At 43.1% G+C, this 20127-nt stretch carries 21 protein-coding genes; 15 read left to right on the forward strand and 6 right to left on the reverse strand.

The window, feature by feature from the left end:
- Positions 1-19: 19 nt before the first annotated feature.
- The 7 genes from ABW391_RS01895 (at position 20) to ABW391_RS01925 (ending at position 6608) form a co-directional block, all read left to right on the forward strand.
- Complete coding sequence (locus tag ABW391_RS01895; protein WP_353480121.1) at positions 20-1417, forward strand: B12-binding domain-containing radical SAM protein; 1398 nt, start codon at positions 20-22, stop codon at positions 1415-1417.
- Positions 1407-1796 carry a hypothetical protein gene (locus ABW391_RS01900; protein WP_353480122.1) on the forward strand — a complete coding sequence of 130 codons (390 nt, stop codon included), beginning with the start codon at positions 1407-1409 and terminating at the stop codon, positions 1794-1796. The genes ABW391_RS01895 and ABW391_RS01900 overlap by 11 nt, the downstream gene beginning before the upstream one ends.
- 31 nt (positions 1797-1827) lie before the next feature.
- Positions 1828-2544: a DUF6071 family protein gene (locus ABW391_RS01905; protein WP_353480123.1), complete on the forward strand. Its 717-nt coding sequence runs from the start codon at positions 1828-1830 to the stop codon at positions 2542-2544.
- Positions 2531-4294, forward strand: a complete 1764-nt coding sequence (locus tag ABW391_RS01910) for an AAA family ATPase (protein WP_353480124.1) — start codon at positions 2531-2533, stop codon at positions 4292-4294. The genes ABW391_RS01905 and ABW391_RS01910 overlap by 14 nt, the downstream gene beginning before the upstream one ends.
- On the forward strand, positions 4278-5132 hold the full coding sequence (locus ABW391_RS01915) for a radical SAM protein (protein WP_353480125.1): 855 nt from the start codon (positions 4278-4280) through the stop codon (positions 5130-5132). Before ABW391_RS01910 ends, ABW391_RS01915 begins: the two co-directional genes overlap by 17 nt.
- An 86-nt stretch (positions 5133-5218) precedes the next feature.
- Positions 5219-6136, forward strand: a complete 918-nt coding sequence (locus ABW391_RS01920) for a hypothetical protein (RefSeq protein WP_353480126.1) — start codon at positions 5219-5221, stop codon at positions 6134-6136.
- A 43-nt stretch (positions 6137-6179) separates the two neighbouring features.
- Positions 6180-6608: a hypothetical protein gene (locus ABW391_RS01925; protein ID WP_353480127.1), complete on the forward strand. Its 429-nt coding sequence runs from the start codon at positions 6180-6182 to the stop codon at positions 6606-6608.
- A 420-nt stretch (positions 6609-7028) separates the two neighbouring features.
- On the opposite strand, the gene ABW391_RS01930 is transcribed toward ABW391_RS01925, so the two are convergent.
- The 5 genes from ABW391_RS01930 to ABW391_RS01950 all read right to left on the reverse strand — a co-directional run bounded on the left by ABW391_RS01930 (position 7029) and on the right by ABW391_RS01950 (position 9355).
- Complete coding sequence (locus ABW391_RS01930) at positions 7029-7364, reverse strand: DUF6614 family protein (RefSeq protein WP_353480128.1); 336 nt, start codon at positions 7362-7364, stop codon at positions 7029-7031.
- 2 nt (positions 7365-7366) lie between these two features.
- Complete coding sequence (locus tag ABW391_RS01935) at positions 7367-7801, reverse strand: hypothetical protein (protein ID WP_353480129.1); 435 nt, start codon at positions 7799-7801, stop codon at positions 7367-7369.
- Positions 7798-8298, reverse strand: coding sequence for a hypothetical protein (locus ABW391_RS01940; RefSeq protein WP_353480130.1), 501 nt, complete (start codon positions 8296-8298; stop codon positions 7798-7800). Before ABW391_RS01940 ends, ABW391_RS01935 begins: the two co-directional genes overlap by 4 nt.
- Complete coding sequence (locus tag ABW391_RS01945; protein ID WP_353480131.1) at positions 8298-8432, reverse strand: hypothetical protein; 135 nt, start codon at positions 8430-8432, stop codon at positions 8298-8300. The genes ABW391_RS01940 and ABW391_RS01945 overlap by 1 nt, the downstream gene beginning before the upstream one ends.
- An 80-nt stretch (positions 8433-8512) precedes the next feature.
- Complete coding sequence (locus ABW391_RS01950) at positions 8513-9355, reverse strand: T4 family baseplate hub assembly chaperone (protein WP_353480132.1); 843 nt, start codon at positions 9353-9355, stop codon at positions 8513-8515.
- Positions 9356-9737: 382 nt separating this feature from the next.
- On the opposite strand from ABW391_RS01950, the gene ABW391_RS01955 reads away from it, so the two are divergent.
- The 8 genes from ABW391_RS01955 to ABW391_RS01990 all read left to right on the forward strand — a co-directional run bounded on the left by ABW391_RS01955 (position 9738) and on the right by ABW391_RS01990 (position 18938).
- Positions 9738-11975 (forward strand): hypothetical protein, encoded by a 2238-nt coding sequence (locus tag ABW391_RS01955; protein ID WP_353480133.1) that lies wholly within the window; start codon positions 9738-9740, stop codon positions 11973-11975.
- A gap of 19 nt (positions 11976-11994) precedes the next feature.
- Positions 11995-13776, forward strand: coding sequence for a portal protein (locus ABW391_RS01960; protein ID WP_353480134.1), 1782 nt, complete (start codon positions 11995-11997; stop codon positions 13774-13776).
- Positions 13777-13784: 8 nt separating this feature from the next.
- On the forward strand, positions 13785-14006 hold the full coding sequence (locus ABW391_RS01965) for a hypothetical protein (RefSeq protein ID WP_353480135.1): 222 nt from the start codon (positions 13785-13787) through the stop codon (positions 14004-14006).
- Between the two features lie 85 nt (positions 14007-14091).
- Complete coding sequence (locus ABW391_RS01970) at positions 14092-14934, forward strand: hypothetical protein (RefSeq protein WP_353480136.1); 843 nt, start codon at positions 14092-14094, stop codon at positions 14932-14934.
- Positions 14935-14937: 3 nt separating this feature from the next.
- Positions 14938-15573, forward strand: a complete 636-nt coding sequence (locus tag ABW391_RS01975; protein ID WP_353480137.1) for a hypothetical protein — start codon at positions 14938-14940, stop codon at positions 15571-15573.
- A 13-nt stretch (positions 15574-15586) separates the two neighbouring features.
- Positions 15587-16675, forward strand: a complete 1089-nt coding sequence (locus ABW391_RS01980) for a coiled-coil domain-containing protein (RefSeq protein WP_353480138.1) — start codon at positions 15587-15589, stop codon at positions 16673-16675.
- A gap of 18 nt (positions 16676-16693) precedes the next feature.
- Positions 16694-17890 (forward strand): hypothetical protein, encoded by a 1197-nt coding sequence (locus ABW391_RS01985; protein WP_353480139.1) that lies wholly within the window; start codon positions 16694-16696, stop codon positions 17888-17890.
- 175 nt (positions 17891-18065) lie between these two features.
- Positions 18066-18938: a fatty acid desaturase family protein gene (locus ABW391_RS01990; protein WP_353480140.1), complete on the forward strand. Its 873-nt coding sequence runs from the start codon at positions 18066-18068 to the stop codon at positions 18936-18938.
- Here the strand turns inward: ABW391_RS01990 and ABW391_RS01995 are convergent.
- Positions 18935-20089, reverse strand: a complete 1155-nt coding sequence (locus ABW391_RS01995) for a glycosyltransferase family 9 protein (protein ID WP_353480141.1) — start codon at positions 20087-20089, stop codon at positions 18935-18937. The genes ABW391_RS01990 and ABW391_RS01995 overlap by 4 nt on opposite strands.
- Positions 20090-20127: the final 38 nt, after the last annotated feature.

Raw genomic sequence — 20127 nt, forward strand, 5'->3', positions numbered from 1 at the left:
CTAAAGGAAAATAATTGTTATGGCAGATATAAACAGCAACATTGATCATCATGTTGTAATTGCCAGCATGCCGTTGGTTGATAGCATGCATGCTCCAATGGCTGCACCAGCAGTGTTAAAAGCATCGTTAAACAAGGCCGGGATCCAGTCAACTGCAATGGATCTAAATATTGAGGTGTTAGTAAAACTTAAATCTCACCCCGAATATAATAATTTAAAAAAATTCTTTGACTCACAGATGGCAGAAGATTGGGTAGTACAAGAAATATCTAAAATATTGTTTTATTGTGCTAACCGCATAGCTGATAAGAATCCAACTATTATTGCACTGAGTTTGCTAACGTTCGAATGTCAAAATTTTACATTGTGGTTATGTTTAATTTTGAGACAACTATGTCCAACAGCAAGAATAGTAATCGGAGGGCCGGGTATTAAATATCATGTTGCTAACCCACTGGATCACTTTCGAACTGGTATTAGAAACAAAGGTTTAGTTGACGATTGGATTGCCGGCGATGGCGATCAATCGCTGGTTGAGTACGTCAACGGCAACTATACCTATCCAGGAATAAACTCTGATGCATGGATTCCGGCAGCAGATCTTGACTCTTTGCCGCATCCAGACTGGTCTGATTACAATTTTTACCTATACACACAATCGTTTATTCCTGTTGTAGATGCTAAAGGGTGTGTAAGAAATTGTGAGTTTTGCGATGTTATTGAGTACTGGGAAAAGTTTCAGTCAAGAAGTGCTGAAAACATATTTGAGGAGATGTTATCTCAAATGAAGCGTTATAATATGCGAAACTTTGACTTTAGAAGTAGCATTACCAATGGTAACCTCAAAGAATTTAAACGATTACTACGTCTTATGGATGAATACAATCAAGGAAAGTACCGTGCAGAACAAATTAGTTGGAATGCTTCTTTTATTGTAAGACCCAATAGTCAACATCCTGAAAGCATGTGGCAACAGATGGCAACAACAAATGCTACATTATCGTTAGGTATCGAAAGTGTGATTCCACATGTTAGAAAAAAACTTGGCAAGTATTTTGAAAACGACGACATTGACTATCATCTTGGGATGGCCAAAAAATATAATATCAATATAATATTGATGATCATCACCGGGTATCCCACTGAGACTCTAGAAGATTACGAATATACAAAGCAATGGTTTAAAGATCGGGTGCAGTACAACAACACAATCCGTAGATTGTTCCTTACCCCTCTGACAATTCTTCCAGGTACTGGACTAGAAAGAAACATTAGCAAGTACGGAATTATTGTTTCTGAAGAAAATCGACGTGTTTGGCAAACTGCTGAAATAAGCAGAAGCGCCAGACTTGAACATCATCAAAGTCTTGTTGATCTTTGTAAAAACAAATTGAAATTTAACTTAGATGCATACTAACTTTAAACTTATTTTAGAATGTGTAACTCCTCCGGAGGAGTTGCAAATAACAATACATGACCGTACTAGTATATTAGCTACAGTCAGCAATATAAGCCAAATAGAAACCGAATTAAACTTTAAAGTTTTGGTTCCCAATCAATTAACATTTGTGATAGAACACTCAGGTTCTAATCCAGTGATATTAAAAAAATGTTCACTAGGGGGTCTTGAGATTGTTACATCCATGTTGAATCAAATTTGTAATTTTACACCATTGGGCGCATCTGACCCGATAGTAACTACAAACTGGTGGCAAGATGGCAAAGTAGTCATTGACTTCTTTGCCGGTGATTGGGTACAATATCACTTGCTCTATGGTAATAAAATAATTGTATAGCGCAACACACAAAACTAAATGATCTGAGACTATGAAACTTTATTTCAACGGATGCAGCCACACTTGGGGAGACGATTTGGTTGATCCGGATTCACAGGCTTGGCCAGCCCTGATTTCAAAAAATTTAAATTGCGAGTTTATTAACGATAGTGTTTACGGTGGTACTAATGATCGAATTATGTACCGAACTATTAAAAATGCACCCGACTTTGACAAATTTTACATAGCATGGACCTGTACATCAGGCTTTACAAGATTCCGTACTGACAACAATCACATTGTGAATTTTAATCCTCATCTAACTCACTCGATATATGGCAATTCTTCTGAATTCAAAGATTACGGAAAATTACACTACGCAGTGTGGCACAACGAATTATATGCGTTCAAACTTTGGTTACAAAATATTATTTTGTTACAGCGATACTTTGAAAGCATTAAAAAATCATATGTGATGATCAATGCGGACAATAATTATATCAACAGGTGGAGTGCTTCTTGGTCCAACTTCAATGCCATGGTACAATCTTTGTTGTGTTTTGATTTGATGAACGATGATCAACTGTACGCCGAGCACAATGAGATTCAACTGTTGATCGAACAAATAGATCAACAACATTTTTTAGGTTGGAACACCTGGTGGATCTCCGACTTAACTAATCAGTATCCTGTGGGAGAAACTGGACATTTACTAGAGCAAGGTCATCAAGCAATAGCGGATTATATACTAACCAATGATACAAATTAAAAACTTAACTGTTAAAAACTTTATGAGTGTGGGCGCGGCCACTCAAGGCATCGACTTTGACCGCAACGACCTTACACTAGTACTGGGCGAAAACTTGGACTTAGGTGGAGACGGCTCACGCAACGGTACAGGCAAGACCACAATTATCAATGCACTGAGTTATGCCTTGTATGGACAAGCACTGAGTAACATCCGCAAAGACAATCTGGTAAACAAGACCAATGGCAAGAACATGTTGGTAAGCCTGGACTTCTCAGTCAACAGTCAAGATTACAGAATCGAACGTGGACGCAAGCCAAATGTTCTACGTTTTTATATCAACAACGAACACAAGGCTGCTGAGGATGAAGCACAAGGCGACAGTCGTGAAACACAAGATGCTATTGAGCGTGTGATGAACATGAGCCATGACATGTTCAAACATGTGCTGGCCTTGAACACCTACACAGAACCGTTCTTGAGTTTGAAGGCTAACGACCAACGCACCATCATTGAGCAGTTGCTGGGCATTACCTTGCTGAGTGAACGTGCTGACGCAATCAAAGAACTCAATCGTCAGACCAAAGATGCCATTCAAGCAGAAGAGTTCCGCATACGTGCTGTGCAAGAAGCCAACAAGCGCATTGAAGAACAGATCGAAAGTCTGCGTAAACGTCAGCGGCTATGGACAGCCAAGCGTGACGAAGATGTGGGCAAACTGGCGCAGGCTATTGCGGATCTTGAACACATCGACATTGATGCTGAAGTACAAGCACATAGAGACCTAGAAGAATTCCATGTGAAGAAAAAAGCCCTAGATGATGCCGCACGTTACATTCGTCAAATTGACACAGAGGATGTCAAACTAAACCGCCTGTTGGATAAACTCAAGACAGAAATTGAGGCATTAGATGCTCACAGGTGTCACTCATGTGGTCAAGACTTGCATGATGACAAACAGGATGAATTGAAGCAGGCCAAACAGGCCTTGGTTCAAGAAACAGCACTACAACTCTTGGCCAATGACACACAACGTCAAGAACACGAGGATACCATCACCCAGATTGGTACATTAGGCACAGCACCCACTGTGTTTTATGATTCGCTAGAACAAGCATTGAATCATCGTAATACTGTGGAAACACTACGCAAAGATTTGACCTCACGTGAAGCAGACACAGATACCTACGAAGAACAAATTACTGACATGCAAGGACAGGCGTTACAGGTTGTATCATACGACGCACTTAACGAACTTACTCGAGTGCAAGATCACCAGGACTTCTTGCTCAAACTGTTGACATCAAAAGACAGTTTTGTACGCAAGAAGATCATTGATCAAAACTTGAGTTATCTAAACGCCCGTCTCACACACTACCTGGATCGCATTGGCTTGCCACATACTGTGAAGTTTCAAAACGATCTAACTGTAAGCATTGAGGAACTGGGACGTGAACTGGACTTTGACAACTTATCGCGTGGTGAACGTAATCGTTTGATCTTGAGTATGAGTTGGGCATTCCGTGATGTCTGGGAAAGTTTATATTCACCCATCAACTTGTTGTTCATTGATGAACTGATTGACAACGGCCTAGACACACAAGGTGTGGAGAATGCACTGGCCTTGCTGAAAAAGATGAGTCGTGAACGTCACAAATCAATCTGGCTTGTATCACATAGAGATGAACTGGCTGGGCGTGTGGAGAACATTCTCAAAGTGATCAAAGAGAACGGCTTTACCAGTTACAACACGGATGTTGAACTTGCGTGATATAAAAGTTTTACACCTAGAGCCCACGGACGTATGCCAGGCGGCATGTGCTTTGTGTGCTAGAGAAACTGACCCAAACTTTAAGAAAGATCGTCAGCATCATCTCGATATGAGTCAGATACTGCAGGTGTTTGACAAAGAAAAAATTCAACAACTAGACAAAATGTTCATGTGTGGCAACTACGGTGATCCGGCCGCTGGTAAAAATACTCTAGATATCTTTCGAGAATTTAGAAAGATTAATCCCAACATTGTACTAGGTATGAATACCAATGGCGGTATTCAAACTACATTTTGGTGGTACGAACTAGCAAAAATATTAAATCAGCCACAAGACTATGTGGTATTTTCAATTGACGGTTTAGAATCAACCAATGCTACCTATCGACAAAATGTTGTATGGAACAAGGTGATGAGCAATGCTCGTTCTTTTATAGAAGCAGGCGGTTCAGCACACTGGGACATGTTAGTATATCGTCACAATCAGCACGAGGTTGATACTTGTGAACAACTGGCCAGAGATTTGGGATTTTCTTGGTTCAGAGCCAAAGTTTCAAAACGTGGATTTACTGAATCACTACAGTTTCCCACAGGATGGCAACCAATAGAACAGCAGGCTACTGGTATCAGTTGTTATGCATTAAAAGAGAAAAGTGTTTACATAGATGCACAAGGCCGTATTGGCCCTTGCTGTTGGTTGGGCTCAAGACAACGAGATTTTGTTGCAGACGTAGATGCTATTCCAACACAGGATCCTGTGTGCTGGTCTACGTGTGGACAAACTGCCCAGGGCACAGCATTTGATCAACAGTGGCAACGAGAGGTAGCATTATGCTAGCCACTTGGCATTTTCATATTGAAGTATCCAGCAAGTGTACTTTGCGGTGTCCTCGCTGTGCTAGACAGGAAGTTCCCAACGGCCTTGTGAATACAGAACTAGATTTAGAATTCTTCCAACGTAATTTCACTCCAGAGTTTGTGTTGAACAATGTTGAAAAGATTACATTTTGTGGCGATGATGGTGATCCTATCTATGCTCACGACTTGATTGCTGTAATACAATACATTAAAAGTATCAAGCCTGTGGAAATTGTTATTATTACAAACGGATCGCACAAAAAGACCGAGTGGTGGACACAACTGGGATCTGTTTTGGACAGCAGTGATACTGTGCATTTCAGCATAGACGGATGGGACAACGCCAGCAACAATCTGTATCGGGTGAACAGTGACTTCACAAGTATCACAAATGGTATCACCGCATTACGTAATGCAAGCGATTGTCAAATTATATGGGCTACTATTGCATTCCGATTCAACGAGGATCGACTAGATCACATGCGAGACTTAGCAAAGCAACTGGATGTTGATGTTTTTCAATTGACCAAAAGCACTAAATTTGGCAGTGTCTATCCCAGTTATGGCATAGACGATCCTCTACAACCCAGTATAAAATTTGTCAGCACGAGTCACAGATTCGAAAGAGAAGTTTCAGAATTAACTTATCGCGGATCATGGACTCCTGTACACCGTAAAAATATTGAACTATACAATCAAACTCCAAGTCGTAACGGTGTAACTCCGTTATGCGAAATAGGCAACAAAGGTTTGTACATTGATGCTCGCGGCAGGTTGTTTCCTTGCTGTTGGGTGGCCAATAGATACAATCACAATTCACAATGGCAACAACTGGCAGAAAACTTTAATCTACACACAAAAACTTTAACAACTGTACTGGCAGACACTTTTTGGAACGACGAATTTCAAGCATTTAATTGGCAGGAATGCCAGACCAAATGCTCAAGTTCGCTGGTAGACAAAAATTACGCAACTTCCTGGTGAAAGAGATAACTATACAGCAAGAATAAATCTACCAAAAAAACACATGACATGGCTATATCAAAATACCCCAATTGAGACGTTGCCCGAAGAGTGTGTTGGATTTGTTTACTTGATCACATGTAATCTCACTGGACGCAAGTACATAGGCAAAAAATTAGCAAAATTTAGTAAAACAACACATAAGACTGTAACACAAAAAAACGGCACAAAGAAGCGGAAGAAGATACGCTCCAAGATCGACAGTGATTGGAGAGAGTACTATGGGTCAAGCCCAGAATTAACCGCAGACGTAATCAAACTAGGCACCGAAAACTTCACCAGAGAAATACTTTACTACTGCGGATCAAAATCTGAATGTAGTTATGTTGAAGCAAGAGAACAATTTGCCCGACGAGTATTGGAATCACGAGATTATTACAACGGCCATATACAAGTTAGAGTACATGGCTCACACATTATAAACAAAATTTAACAGGCAGCGATCACGACAACGTGGTGAGTGTATTGGCTCACCCCCATTGAGGAACGGTGCAATACCCGGTCTAGACTTGGGCGTCAAAGGCAATTGCTAACTTAAGGCAACAAATGGTTTGGGCTCTGTGAAGAAGATACACCCCATGCTCATAGAACTTGGATCTAATATCGGGTTACTAGGGTTCCGTTGATATGTGAAGCTTGAGTAGGGGGTACCGGTCAACCGCCTCCGCGTAGGAAACTACAATCTCATTACTATTAGATGACTGTGCTACTCAGATGATGCTCTTTCATATTCACCGTGCATACGGTGAATTATGACCAATTAATCTAGATGATACTTAAAACAAATAGTTAGAGAAGCAATCAGTTGTTGAGCGCAAGCGAAACAACAGACTTGCTACGCAAGTCTCTAAACTCATAGATTAGTATCTGGCCAATCTCTAAACAAGGCATGTTGTATGTTGCCTGATACGAATTGATTGAAGCTTTTGTGTTTGACTTCGAGTTCTCCTTCAAGTGGTGCTACTCGTTTGAAAGCACTGTCCATTTGACCCATGTCGTTAAACTCCATGATAATCATCCATTCTGGCATGTCTGCAATTGAACGGAATCCCATCTTGCATCGGGTGATTCTGTACGACTCCATCTTGCCTTCTGAGATCAAATGATCAAAGAAACTTTTCATTCCGTTGACCCAGTCAAGGTCTGTGATGTCGCCTTCTTTGTCTGCCCAAATTGTATATAAATCCATAGTTACTCCAGTGGTCCTAGTATTTCAAATCCTTGTATTTCAGATTTGTACAGGTGTGCTTGCTCAAGATACAGGTACTTGAAACCACATGACTTGTAGATAGCACACTCTGTTTTCATTGTTTCTATTCCCAACCGTAATCGGGGGTTGTTGTAGTTCCATGCAAATTGATCGCATAGAGCATTGTGATCGTCGTAGCGTCGAATTAAACTGAACGCAACCAGTTTGTCTCCGTCATAGTAACCAATTACATCAGTCATTGAGTCAGTATAACGACTGTCAAAGATGGGCATGACACTAGCAAAGTGTTTGTACTTGCAGTAGTCTCTATAGATGGTATTCAGCTTGGCAATGTCTGGCTCGTGCAAGTACTGCCACTTGACTGATTCTTTGTAGTCAGTTTGACTCAGATCAATTCTAGCAAACTGATAAGTCATCTTGGATCCTGTCTATGATGGAACAGACCTTGCAAGTATTCTTCTGGCCACCCATGATAAAATCCTTTGTTGGCCATTTGCTTAGCCTTGATGTTCAGATCACTTAGACATTGTACTAATGCAAGTGCATACTTGCCTTGATTCATTATGACACCGTTGACATTTTCAACATTTGCAGGATGATCTTCCAGGGCCAGGAGGTCAGCTCGTAATAGGTGTTCGGTGTTGGCAGATTCAATGCTGGCAGAAAAAAGTTCACAACTCCATTCCACAGGATCGTAGGCATAGATAATAACTTCCCAGTTGCCCATGCCCCAACGTGCTCGATTTTTGAGATCATAATAAGGATCGCTTCCCAGGTATACTTCAAATGTGCGTTTTAGCCTGGCTTGCCGTGCAAATGGACAAGGCGGAAATCCGCCCAAGGCCGGATGTGGAACTTCCACAAAGTTTTCGATCCAGGATTCTATATCTTTTTTTACTTGTTCTATGTTCATTAGAAGAAAGGTAGTTTGGATTTTTGTGTGGTTTCGAGATTGCTTTTGATAAGTTCTGCAATCATATTGCGTTCGCTGAAACTCATGTTGAGCACATCTTCGTATGTGCCGCCACCGCGCATGTGCCATGACATTTTAAGACATTGAGCCTTCAAATCGTTTGCCTCCTTTTCCATGCGGTCCACTGTGGTGGAAATTTCTTCAGCCGATAGGTTTAGGAGGCTTGATCGAAAAAACTTGTTTGATCTAAGGTTACTGTTTGTTTGTATTCGTGTTCACAAGCCGCACACTTCATTTGTACAGGTTTAAACTCGCTGGTGTTGCGTTTTTCAATAATTAGATCTCGAATTTTAACAAACAATTTTCTATCGGTGTTGCGTAAAAATTCTTCAATGTGTGCAGGATCTGTTACCAGCACCTGTGGTGTTCTGACACTGGCAATGTTCCATTTCAATGCACTCACGGTTAGTTCTGTAATTTTTTGCAAGGCTTGATTTAGCATTTCAAGTTTTTGTTCATCGGGTAAATTGCTTTCAGGCACTGATTGTAACACCCGTTGTTCTTCAAACTGTTTTAAGTTTACATCGTTTTGATCACGATAGGTCATGGGTTGAAATGCTATTTCCAAGTCACCTTCTCGGAGCGGAGTCACATAGTCAGGCATTGTTAACCCATCTAGCACTATTCGTAAATCAATGGTGTATTCATCAGTGTTCTTGCACTCTGGGCATTCACTGTTGATTTCCATTTCGTGACCGTAACTGGCAATTCTGATGGCCACCAGGATGGAGTTAAGATCGGCTCCGGGCGCAGACCATGCATCCTTGATATCGGGGATACAACTTTGAATTACATTGACCACAGCCGATCCGTTGAACAGCGCATCAGGTGTACGATATGTGATTTCGTCGATGGCAGTCATGGGTAAAACTGGCAATTCTTTGTTTGGGGGCATGCTGATAGTGCCAGCAGGCCAAAATTTACCTTCAGAAGGCAGGCGCAGGTAAACTGACGGCTGTCGAAAATATTGTTTTAACGGGTTCGCAGATTGGGACATATATTGCCTATAAATATACTTCTACTTATAGGCAGAAATCATGGCAGATGAAAATATCACAGATGTACAGCGACAGTTAAGCGCCGCGATGCTTCAGGTTCAGAATGACCTGGCTCAATTTGGACGAGTGACGCAACAATCTGCTGATCAGTTAAAAGATGCTCAGATGAAGGCCAAGTATGGGTCTGAAAGTTTTACCAAAGGTGCTAACACAGCCGCACAGGCTCTAGGTGCATTGGCAGGCGCTGGTATCGAAAGCACCAAGGCCATGTACGAAGGCAAAAAAGGTGCTGCCGCTTTTAATTCTAGCCTTGACGAAATGGGCAAAGCGGCTGTGTTAGCAGGAAAAGCACTGACCTTGTTGTTGCCAGGCGGCATTGTGATGAAGGCAGTGATTGGTGGACTGACCATGGCCGCTACTGCTGCCATAGCCTATACCAAAGCTGCCAATGACATGGCTGACAAACTGTATCAAGGATACAGCAAACTACAAGAATCAGGTGCGGCAGCCAGCGACGGCATGACCGGAGTATTCAACGACGCCAAGAAACTGGGCTTGAGCATGAACCAGTTGGACAGTTATGTGTCACTGGTAGCGGCCAACAGTCAAGAACTTGCCTTGATGTCTGGGTCAGTAGCACAAGGACGCAAAGAATTTGCCAAGGTAGGAGAAGCATTAGAATCCAGTAGAGTCGGTTTCTTCAAGATGGGTATCACTCAGGAACAGCAAAACGAAGCCTTAATGCGTTATACAAAGAATCAAACTTTGGCAGGTCGTGCTCAGAACATGACCAGCAAAGAGATGGCCGATGGCGCTAGAGCATACATTTATGAACAAGACAAACTGACCAAACTCACTGGTATGAGCGCACAAAAGCAACAGGCTCTACTAGACAAGGCTAGAGAAAACGAACAGTTCAATGCTAAACTTCGTAGTCTTGAAATCAAAGGTGATAAAGAAAGTTTGGCAGCCGCTGAACGATTGAAACAAGGCCTAGTAATAGCTTCTCAGGCTGGCATTGAAGAAGCTTTTATGGCCTCAGTCAACGGCAACTTACGTAGTGCAGAAGCACAAAAAGCCAACATTAGTACTTTTGGCGAACTGGGTCGTTATGCTAGAGACCTAGAAGCAGGAACTGTACAAGCCGTAGGGGGATTCAAAAGAGTTACTTCTGCAGGTGCTAACTATGAAAAAACAATTGGCATACAGCGTAGTATGCTAGATTCAGGCACAGACAGTCAACTTAAAACAAGTCAGATGCAAAAATTGGCCCTGCTTGATCAAATGGATCAGGCTGCAATAGAAAAGAAAATTGCCGCAGACCAACTGAAGCAACAACAAGGTTTAGGCGATGCTGTTGCTAATCAATATGGCAGTTTAATAAAGACTCAACAAGACATTAATAAAAAATTAGAACAAGATGTTTTCAAAGGCATACCCAATGCTCTAGCCAACATGCAGAAACTAACTGGGGTAACAGACAAATTAGCCGATGGGTTTACTCATCTTACTAATGGTATTAACAAGTTGTTGAGAATAATTGGCCTAGGGGAAAAAGAAGACAAAGTCGCTACCAAACAAACTGAGATATCGGGGGTCGAAAAAGAATTAAAAACAGCGCAGGCCAATCAACAGATAGCAAAAACTCCTGAGCAAAAAGCCGCCGCTGATCGAGAAGTAAAATATTACAACGAAAAACTTGAGTTACTCAAGAAAGAAAAAGAAACCATATCTGAAGATGGAAAAAATGCAGCCTATGAAAAAGAAGTACTAAAACGTGCTGACGATGAAACAAAAATTAAAAAAGCCGCATTTGATAAAGCCTTTGCCACTGCCACTTTCAAACAAAAAATGGGCATTGGTATGGATGAAGATCAAAAAAAAGCCAAACAAGAATATCTGGCCGCAGTTGGCGAAGAGCGTGAGATCAGACGATCTAGCGGGTCAGGTAGCAAACGGCAGGCTGCAATTGAGTCACTTAAAAGTTCAGGTTTCACCCCTACCAAGCCACGAGATGCAACTGCGCCACAAGGTTCAACCAGAGAGAGTCTTGAACAGCAAGGTCTCAAACTCAAACAAGGTGATGTTCAAGCCCAAGGGGCTGAACTTAGCCCCAACATAATTGAACTGGCCAAGAATATACAGGAAAATATTAAAGGGTTTGGATATTTTAGTGGATTCAATGATAATTTTCATCAAGAAAAAGCATCTACAAGTAAACATACCAAAGGCCTGGCAGCAGACTTTACATTGGATAAAAAGCCTAGCCCTGAACAAGGTCAAGAACTTGTTACCTGGTTGAACAAACAAGGTGCTAGTTTAGCCATTGATGAATACAACAGCCCTACTGCCAAAGCCACAGGTGGGCATATCCACGTGGAAATTCCTACGTTTGCTGAGGGTGGCAATTTGGCCGCAGGCAAACTGGGCATTGCTGGTGAAGCAGGTCCTGAGTTTGTTGAAGGACCTGCTACTATTACCCCAATGGGAGACATAATGGGAGTGTTCAACAACATGGCCATGATGATGGGACAACAGGTGGGTGCAATTGACGAATTGATCAGAATTGCCAAGAACGGTAACGACATACAAACTAAGATCCTGCGTGTGCAACAGTAATCACGGTAAATAAACTACTATGGCAGATAAACAACAAGGCTGGCGCAAATACTTCAAGGTTGCAGACAACTCTGGAGTGCAAAGTCCTATATCAGGATCAAACCAATTTGGTTTACCAAACTATCCCCGGAACGACGGCAACGGTGGTTCGGCACAGGCAGACTTTGTGTTTCGCAACTATGCGTCTCGACTGCCAGAAGTTTACTCAGGTCACCCCAACCGTGTGGAACGCTACAACCAGTACGAAAACATGGACATGGATTCAGAAGTCAATGCCTGTTTGGATATCATTGCTGAGTTCTCCACACAACTGAGTGAAACCAACGGCACACCGTTTGATGTCAAGTACAACGACAAGCCCACTGATCACGAAATTGAAATTATCAAAAAGCAAATGCAACAGTGGGTCAAACTAAACAAACTAGACCAGCGCATCTTTAAACTGTTCCGCAACACCATCAAGTATGGTGATCAAGTGTTTGTGCGTGATCCAGAAACATTTGAAATGTACTGGGTGGACATGAGCAAGATCATGCGTATTATTGTGAACGAATCGGAAGGCAAGCGTCCTGAGCAGTATGTGATTCGTGACATCAATCCCAACTTCCAGAACATGACTGTGGCAGCCAAGACCACCACAGACTACATGACCAATCCTGTGACAGGTACCATATCAGGATCATCAAACTATACTATGCCCAACGGCGGTGCCGGAGGCGGAGTGGGCAACAGCAGATTCATGCAGGCCATGAACGAAGCCACAATTGATGCCAAGCACGTGGTGCATTGCAGTTTGAACGAAGGCTTGGATGTGTTCTGGCCTTTTGGTCGCAGTATACTAGAACAAATTTACAAGGTTTACAAACAGAAAGAACTGCTGGAAGACGCTATTCTTATCTATCGTGTGAGCCGTGCTCCTGAGCGCAGAGTGTTTAAAATTGACGTAGGCAACATGCCCAGCCACTTGGCCATGCAGTTTGTGGAACGTGTGAAGAACGAAATGCATCAACGCAGAATTCCTACCATGACAGGTGGCGGACAAAACATGATGGATAGCAGTTACAATCCACTTTCAATCAACGAAGATTACTTCTTTCCCCAAGGTCAAGACGGACGTGGAAGTTCAGTAGATGTGTTACAAGGTGGTGCAAACCTAGGCGAAATTGACGATTTAAAGTACTTCAACAACAAAATGGCCCGTGGTTTGCGTGTGCCCAGCAGTTACTTGCCCACTGGTCCAGACGATTCAGACCGTGCAATGAACGATGGAAAAGTAGGCACAGCACTGATACAAGAGTACAGATTCAACCAGTATTGTGAACGTTTACAAGCCTTGATTGCCCAGAAACTAGACGATGAATTCAAGATGTTCTTGAAATGGCGTGGGTTTAACATAGACTCGGGCCTGTTTAGCCTGGGCTTTAATGCACCTCAAAACTTTGCAAGTTACCGTCAAAGTGAACTGGACAACACACGTATACAAGCATTTTTACAACTAGAACCCCTGCCCTACATGAGCAAACGCTTTTTGCTTGAACGCTTCCTGGGCCTGACCGAAGGCGAAATCAAAGAAAACGAAGACATGTGGCGCGAAGAACGTGAAGATCCTGAACTCAAAGTTGCCGGCAGTGATCTACGTGCAGTGGGCATTAGCCCGGGTGCCATACAAACAGACATTGAAACTGGCGAAGAAATTGCTCAAATGGAGCCAGCAGGTGTGGGCACACCTGAGGTTGGGTCAGCACCAGCAGGTCCAGTAGTACCTGGAGGCGTGGGTGGCGCAGGCGCCCCGGCAGCATAAATATTCATATGATACTACATGAATTTTGGCACAAAGATCCTGAAGCCTATCAGGATCTAGCACAAGACAACAGCCAAACACAACTGGGCGATCTGCGTAAAACGCATCTAACCTTGCGTCAGTTAAACAAACTGCGCCGGATGAATGATGTGCGCACAGTTGAATACAAGGAAAAACTCAAATTGGTGCGTCAGCAGTATGCACCAGCTCCTGAAGCACCGGCGATGTAATTTATCGCCATTTTGGCCCCATAAACCGCTACTTTTTCTCCTAGTGTGTAAATAGCATTACACTTTACTTAATAGGAGTTTCCTTATGAACAGATTTGAACAATTGATCGAATACGTGATCAATGATGAAGACGCAAAAGCTCGCGAACTTTTCCATGACATCGTTGTGGCCAAGAGCCGTGAGATTTACGAAAACTTGATGCAAGAAGAAGCCGAAGAAGACCTCGATGAGTCTGCTGAGGAAGAACTTGACGAGTCCGATGAAGAAGACCTTGAAGAAGGCGCCATGGGCGGCGACGCCAGTAATGACTTGATCGACAACATCGAAGCCGATGAAGAGCAAGACATGAACATGGAAGGCGAAGACATGGACGACATGGACGACATGGACGATGGCGACATGGCTGACGACATGGGCGATGATGACATGGGCAGTTCTGAACCAGCCAGCAAAGACGACATTCTCAACTTAGAAGACAAATTGGACCAGTTGATGGCCGAATTTGAAGACCTGATGGGCGGTGACGACATGGGCGACGGTGACGGTTTTGGTCCTGAAGAAGGCGGCGACGCAATTGAAATGGACGACTCAGGCGAAATGCAACCAGGCATGATGGAAGCAATTTCATTAAAGGCTGCACCAAAGCCAGTCACCAGTGAAGAAGGCGGCGTTAACAAGAGATCTACAGTATCTGCAAACTCAGGTGCTAAAGGTCCAATTGGCAGCACAGTCAAGCCAGTACACGCAGGTGGTGAAGGCGGTGGCAAGCACGATGCGGCCGGTGCCTACAGCAACCAGACTAAAGACTTGATAGGCGATTTCCAGAACAAAGCTGGCGCCAGCATGAAAGGTCAAAAGCCTGCTACCAAGCCACACTTGGCTCAAGCAACAGGTGTTAACACAAAGAGCCCAGTCGCTCGCAGTTAATACATGAAAACACTAAGAGAACAACTTACCTTTAATCAGGCCAACATTCAGGTTCTAGAAGAATCTGGACCGGATGGTCACGGTAAAAATCTCTATTTAAAAGGCATCTGTATTGAAGGCAACAAGCGCAATGCAAATGACCGCGTCTACCCCATGCACGAAATCAGCAAGGCAGTCAACACAATTAATGAGCAAATCAAAAGTGGTAACTCAGTGTTAGGTGAAGTGGATCATCCGGATGATTTGAAAATTAATCTAGACCGTGTGTGTCACAGCGTTGAAGGTATGTGGATGGATGGCGATACTGGATGTGGAAAGTTAAAGATTTTACCAACCCCAATGGGTGAGTTGATCAAGACTTTGTTGACATCAGGTATAAAACTTGGAGTATCAAGTCGTGGCAGCGGCAACGTTGACGACAGAACAGGACATGTAAGTGACTTTGAAATAGTCACTATAGATGTAGTTGCTCAACCCAGCGCACCCAATGCATACCCTAAAGCAATATATGAAAGTCTCATGAATATGAAGTACGGTCATAGACTGTTAGAGGTAGCCAAGGAAGCGGGCGAAGACAACAAAGTGCAGAAGTATCTCAAAAATGAAGTTGTAAAACTCATTAGAGAACTCAAGATCTAAGGAGAATCTACTAATGTTAGATGCAATCAAACCATTGTTAGATAGCGACCTGATCACCGAGGAAACTCGTACAGAGATCACAGAAGCTTGGGAAGCCAAGTTAAGTGAGGCTCGTGAACAGGCTCGTGCAGAACTACGTGAAGAGTTCGCACAACGCTATGAGCATGACAAGACAGTGATGGTAGAGGCTTTGGATAAAATGGTAACAGAAGGTTTGGCCGCAGAAATTGCCCAGGTAGCCGCTGAAAAGCGCAACTTGAGCGAAGACCGTGTCAAGTTCCAACACAAGATAAAAGAGTCAGCACAGAAGTTTAACGGCTTCTTGGTGACAAAACTTGCAGAGGAAATTGGCGAATTGCGCAAAGACCGTAAGATGCACACAGAAGGACTAGCAAAACTAGAAAACTTCATGGTGCATGCATTGGCTCGTGAAATTCAAGAGTTTGCCGCAGACAAACGTGACGTGGTGGAAACAAAAGTCCGCCTGGTACGTGAAGCCCGCGCAAAACTTGAAACACTCAAGGTACGTTTCGTAAAAGAAAGTGCTGAGAAAATGAGTCAGGCTGTGAGCCGTCATCTAAAGACAGAACTTTCACAATTGCAAGAAGACATCAAAATTGCTCGCGAGAACAATTTTGGTCGTCGTATCTTTGAAGCATACGCAAGTGAATTTGGTGCTACTCACCTAAATGAGAAAGCAGAAGTTCGCAAGTTGTATAGTGCATTGTCAATCCGTGACAAGCAATTGGCGGAAGCCATCCGACTTGCACAACGAGCCAAAGTTGTTGTGGAGTCAAAAGAACGTGAAATACGTATAATCAAAGAATCCAATGAGCGCGAAAGCACCATGGAAATGTTGCTTGCACCTCTCAACCGAGAGAAGCAAGATGTTATGCGTAATTTGCTTGAAAGCGTACAAACAACCCGTTTGAAAAACGCATTCGAAAAGTATCTGCCAGCAGTATTGGAAGACCGCTCTGTAAAAGCCTCAAAAGTGATTACAGAAAACGTTTCAGTAGCAACTGGGGATAAATCTGTTCCAAGTGGTCAGCAGGAAGATCGTAGTAATGTGATCGACTTAAAGCGCCTGGCAGGGTTATAATTAAATAAGGAGACTTAAATGTCACAAGAACTATTAGAAAGCCGCTGGGGCGAGACCAAAGAAGCATTGCTCGAAGGTTTAAACGGCTCCAAGCGCAACAGCATGGGCGTTATCCTTGAGAATACACGCAAGTATTTGAAAGAAAACGCAAGTGCTGGTTCCACAGCATCTGGCAACATTGCCACACTTAACCGTGTGATTCTGCCAGTGATCCGTCGTGTTATGCCAACCGTTATTGCTAACGAATTGGTAGGCGTTCAGCCAATGACAGGCCCGGTTGGTCAAATCCACACTCTGCGTGTTCGTTACGCACAGTCATTGACTGACACATCAGCAGCCGCCACAAGCGTGTCCGCTGGTCAAGAAGCATTGTCACCATTCACGATTGCACAAGCATACTCCACAGTTCCACGCGATACTGCTACTGCTACCAACTATACTGGTAACAACACAGCGACCATGGAAGGCACAGGCGGTAAGCAAATTTCTGTGCAAATCTTGAAGCAAGCCGTTGAAGCTCGCACACGTAAGTTGCAAGCACGTTGGACTTTTGAATCTGCACAAGATGCACAAGCCATGCACGGTATTGATGTTGAAGCAGAAATTATGGCTGCTTTGGCTCAAGAAATTACTGCTGAAATCGACCAAGAGATCCTCTTGAGCCTGCGTTCATTGGCAGCAACTGAGTTCACATACAACCAAGCAACCGTTTCAGGTACTGCTACATTCGTTGGTGACGAACACGCCGCATTGGCTGTTTTGATCAACCGTGTTGCTAACTTGATCGCCCAACGCACACGTCGTGGCGCTGGTAACTATGCTGTTGTGAGTTCTGCCGCACTCACAGTGTTGCAGTCTGCAACTACTAGTGCTTTTGCACGTACCACAGAAGGCACATTCGAAGCACCTACAAACACCAAGTTTGTTGGTACATTGAACGGCGCCATGCGTGTGTTCGTTGACTCTTATGCAGCTGATACAACACCAGTGTTGGTTGGTTACAAAGGTTCTTCAGAAGCAGACGCTCCAGCATTCTACTGCCCATACATTCCATTGATGAGTTCAGGCGTTGTGTTGGATCCAAGCACATTCGAGCCAGTCGTGTCATTCATGACACGTTATGGTTACATTGAGTTGACAAACACTGCATCGTCTTTCGGCAATGCTGGTGACTATGTTGGCGAGATCGCTGTGTCTAACCTTTCATTCTCCTAATCAGAGAAACTCCCAGGGATGGGAAGGCAAGAAACCTGCTTCGGCAGGTTTTTTGTTGGCCGTATAATATTTTAAAATACGCACATAAATTTTATATCAATCATGATATATACAAACAACACTTTTACAGCCGGGAATTTCAATCCTTGCTGACTTTTCAAATAAATACTCTAACATGAAAATATTTCGAAATTCTCCCAAAGACACCTGGATGGTATTGTATACTGTGACATTAGGACTATTACCTTTTGCAATAATTTCCGCTGATCTTGACTTTGTTTGGTGGCTAGTAATACTGCCATTCCAAGCATGGTTGATTTGTAATTTGCAAAATGCACCATTGCATCATCACTCACATTGGTCTACATTTAATAATAAAAAAGCAAATGCAATCTATGAATTAATGTTGAGCATGATAAGTGGGGTAGCACACCAAACCTGGAAATGGAATCATCTTACACATCATGTTCATGTAAACGATCATCCAGTAGATGGCAAAACAAAAGACCCAGTGTCAGTGTTTAAAAACGGCAAAAATGGCAAAGTAGAAAACTTTTGGAAATTTTGTTTTCGAGGAACAGTCGACTCCATGTTTACAGCAAACATGGCTGCCATGTTTGCAGGGACAGTTCATTCAGGAAAACCCTCAGCAGTATACAATCACAAACAAAACACTATAGAAGTCTTGTCCTATATGGTGTATTGTATAGCGATCTTTGCAGTAGATTTTAATTTTGGAATGTGGATGATGGTGGTATACTTTTTAGCACATTTTCTTAACTATGCTACCAGTTACGGCGAACATTGGGGAGTGCTAGATCGCAGAGGTGATACCACGCAAGACAGTGTTGGAATTTATTCAACATGGTACAACTGGATTGGATTTGGTGCAGGATATCACCAAGAACATCACAACAAACCGGGCATACACTGGACCAAGTTGCACACATTAACTCCTAATATGCATCCTGATCGTAAGACTGTCAAGTCCATGCATATTTTTAATGCACCTTACTGGTCACATTTTAAATTGTTGTTCAAACATTAAACTTTGTACCATGACAGGTATTGAGCAATCTTCTTGGTAACACTGGCCCAGTCACCGCGTGTGGGTTGTCTAAACAGAGTGGCTGTGCTGTACCAAGGACTATTGTTGCGATCCAACAACCAACGCCAGTCTTGACCGTATTGATTCAACATAACCCAGGTGGGTCTACCTAGTGCCCCGGCAAGATGACTAATAGCCGTATCTACAGATATCACAACATCCATGTGCATGATCAAGGCCGCTGTGTCAGCAAAACTAACAATTGATCCTGGATACCCAGTGACTCCAGCTGCGGTCAATTGCGCTTCTTCTTCGGGTAACACATCAACTTGTAGGTTAACCCATTCGTATTGAGGATTGGATTGAATCATTTCTAGTATCACTGGAAACGGCACACTCTTGTGTTGATGTATCCAAGAATCCTTTCGACCACTCCAACTCACACCCACACGCATGCGTTTTTTGGGACCTAGTCTATCCTGCCATGCTTTTGTCAATTCCGGGTTAGCAGTAAGATAATTTTGCATTTTTGGCAAGTTATCTAGTGTTATACCTAGAATGCCGGGGATACTCATGATGGGAACCCAGTAATCAAACTCACCCATGTCTTCGTTGTATCTACCAGTGTGTTCTATAATGTTGCTCTGACTCAGCAACGGGATCAATCCGTCAGTCACTTGTAGTTTGACTCGAGCCCCCATGGCATGTAAATTAAAAATAAATCTTGAAAACTGAATACAGTCCCCATGCCCTTGCTCGCCCACAACCAAGATAGTTTTGTCTCGAATATCTTCACCACGCCAACGAAGTTGTGAGAACTTTGGCTCAGTGCCTTGCAGGTGTTCAAACTGCCAGCGAGTTTCGTATTGTGCCCAACCACGAGTGTAATCTCCGGTGAGCAAATATGCCACTGCTAAATTAAACTGTGCAGTGATATTGGAAGGATCCAGTAGAATAGAATGTTGTAAAAATGGTATAGCACGTCGAGGATGACCCAGTTCACGCATGACGTTGCCATAGTTGCAAAACGCTGGAGCATTGTCTGGATCTTCCACCAGGACCTGTGCATAGCATTTGAGTGATTTTTCAGGTTCGTGATTGGCACGATACTGATTGCCTTGTTCAATTAAGTCTACTTGTTGTTGATTCATAGGGATATTTACGCCGTGGTGACACTGTATTTTACATT

It is taken from the genome of Haliscomenobacter sp. (genome assembly GCF_040403615.1).
Lineage (GTDB): Bacteria > Bacteroidota > Bacteroidia > Chitinophagales > Saprospiraceae > Haliscomenobacter.

What these genes read in the sequence shown, in the direction of transcription:
- ABW391_RS01895 (WP_353480121.1), top strand. Translation starts at nt 20, where the DNA reads ATGGCAGATATAAACAGCAACATTGATCATCATGTTGTAATTGCCAGC.
- ABW391_RS01900 (WP_353480122.1), top strand. Translation starts at nt 1,407, where the DNA reads ATGCATACTAACTTTAAACTTATTTTAGAATGTGTAACTCCTCCGGAG.
- ABW391_RS01905 (WP_353480123.1), top strand. Translation starts at nt 1,828, where the DNA reads ATGAAACTTTATTTCAACGGATGCAGCCACACTTGGGGAGACGATTTG.
- ABW391_RS01910 (WP_353480124.1), top strand. Translation starts at nt 2,531, where the DNA reads ATGATACAAATTAAAAACTTAACTGTTAAAAACTTTATGAGTGTGGGC.
- ABW391_RS01915 (WP_353480125.1), top strand. Translation starts at nt 4,278, where the DNA reads ATGTTGAACTTGCGTGATATAAAAGTTTTACACCTAGAGCCCACGGAC.
- ABW391_RS01925 (WP_353480127.1), top strand. Translation starts at nt 6,180, where the DNA reads ATGACATGGCTATATCAAAATACCCCAATTGAGACGTTGCCCGAAGAG.
- ABW391_RS01930 (WP_353480128.1), bottom strand. Translation starts at nt 7,364, where the DNA reads ATGGATTTATATACAATTTGGGCAGACAAAGAAGGCGACATCACAGAC.
- ABW391_RS01935 (WP_353480129.1), bottom strand. Translation starts at nt 7,801, where the DNA reads ATGACTTATCAGTTTGCTAGAATTGATCTGAGTCAAACTGACTACAAA.
- ABW391_RS01940 (WP_353480130.1), bottom strand. Translation starts at nt 8,298, where the DNA reads ATGAACATAGAACAAGTAAAAAAAGATATAGAATCCTGGATCGAAAAC.
- ABW391_RS01945 (WP_353480131.1), bottom strand. Translation starts at nt 8,432, where the DNA reads ATGTCATGGCACATGCGCGGTGGCGGCACATACGAAGATGTGCTCAAC.
- ABW391_RS01950 (WP_353480132.1), bottom strand. Translation starts at nt 9,355, where the DNA reads ATGTCCCAATCTGCGAACCCGTTAAAACAATATTTTCGACAGCCGTCA.
- ABW391_RS01955 (WP_353480133.1), top strand. Translation starts at nt 9,738, where the DNA reads ATGAAGGCAGTGATTGGTGGACTGACCATGGCCGCTACTGCTGCCATA.
- ABW391_RS01960 (WP_353480134.1), top strand. Translation starts at nt 11,995, where the DNA reads ATGGCAGATAAACAACAAGGCTGGCGCAAATACTTCAAGGTTGCAGAC.
- ABW391_RS01965 (WP_353480135.1), top strand. Translation starts at nt 13,785, where the DNA reads ATGATACTACATGAATTTTGGCACAAAGATCCTGAAGCCTATCAGGAT.
- ABW391_RS01970 (WP_353480136.1), top strand. Translation starts at nt 14,092, where the DNA reads ATGAACAGATTTGAACAATTGATCGAATACGTGATCAATGATGAAGAC.
- ABW391_RS01975 (WP_353480137.1), top strand. Translation starts at nt 14,938, where the DNA reads ATGAAAACACTAAGAGAACAACTTACCTTTAATCAGGCCAACATTCAG.
- ABW391_RS01980 (WP_353480138.1), top strand. Translation starts at nt 15,587, where the DNA reads ATGTTAGATGCAATCAAACCATTGTTAGATAGCGACCTGATCACCGAG.
- ABW391_RS01985 (WP_353480139.1), top strand. Translation starts at nt 16,694, where the DNA reads ATGTCACAAGAACTATTAGAAAGCCGCTGGGGCGAGACCAAAGAAGCA.
- ABW391_RS01990 (WP_353480140.1), top strand. Translation starts at nt 18,066, where the DNA reads ATGAAAATATTTCGAAATTCTCCCAAAGACACCTGGATGGTATTGTAT.
- ABW391_RS01995 (WP_353480141.1), bottom strand. Translation starts at nt 20,089, where the DNA reads ATGAATCAACAACAAGTAGACTTAATTGAACAAGGCAATCAGTATCGT.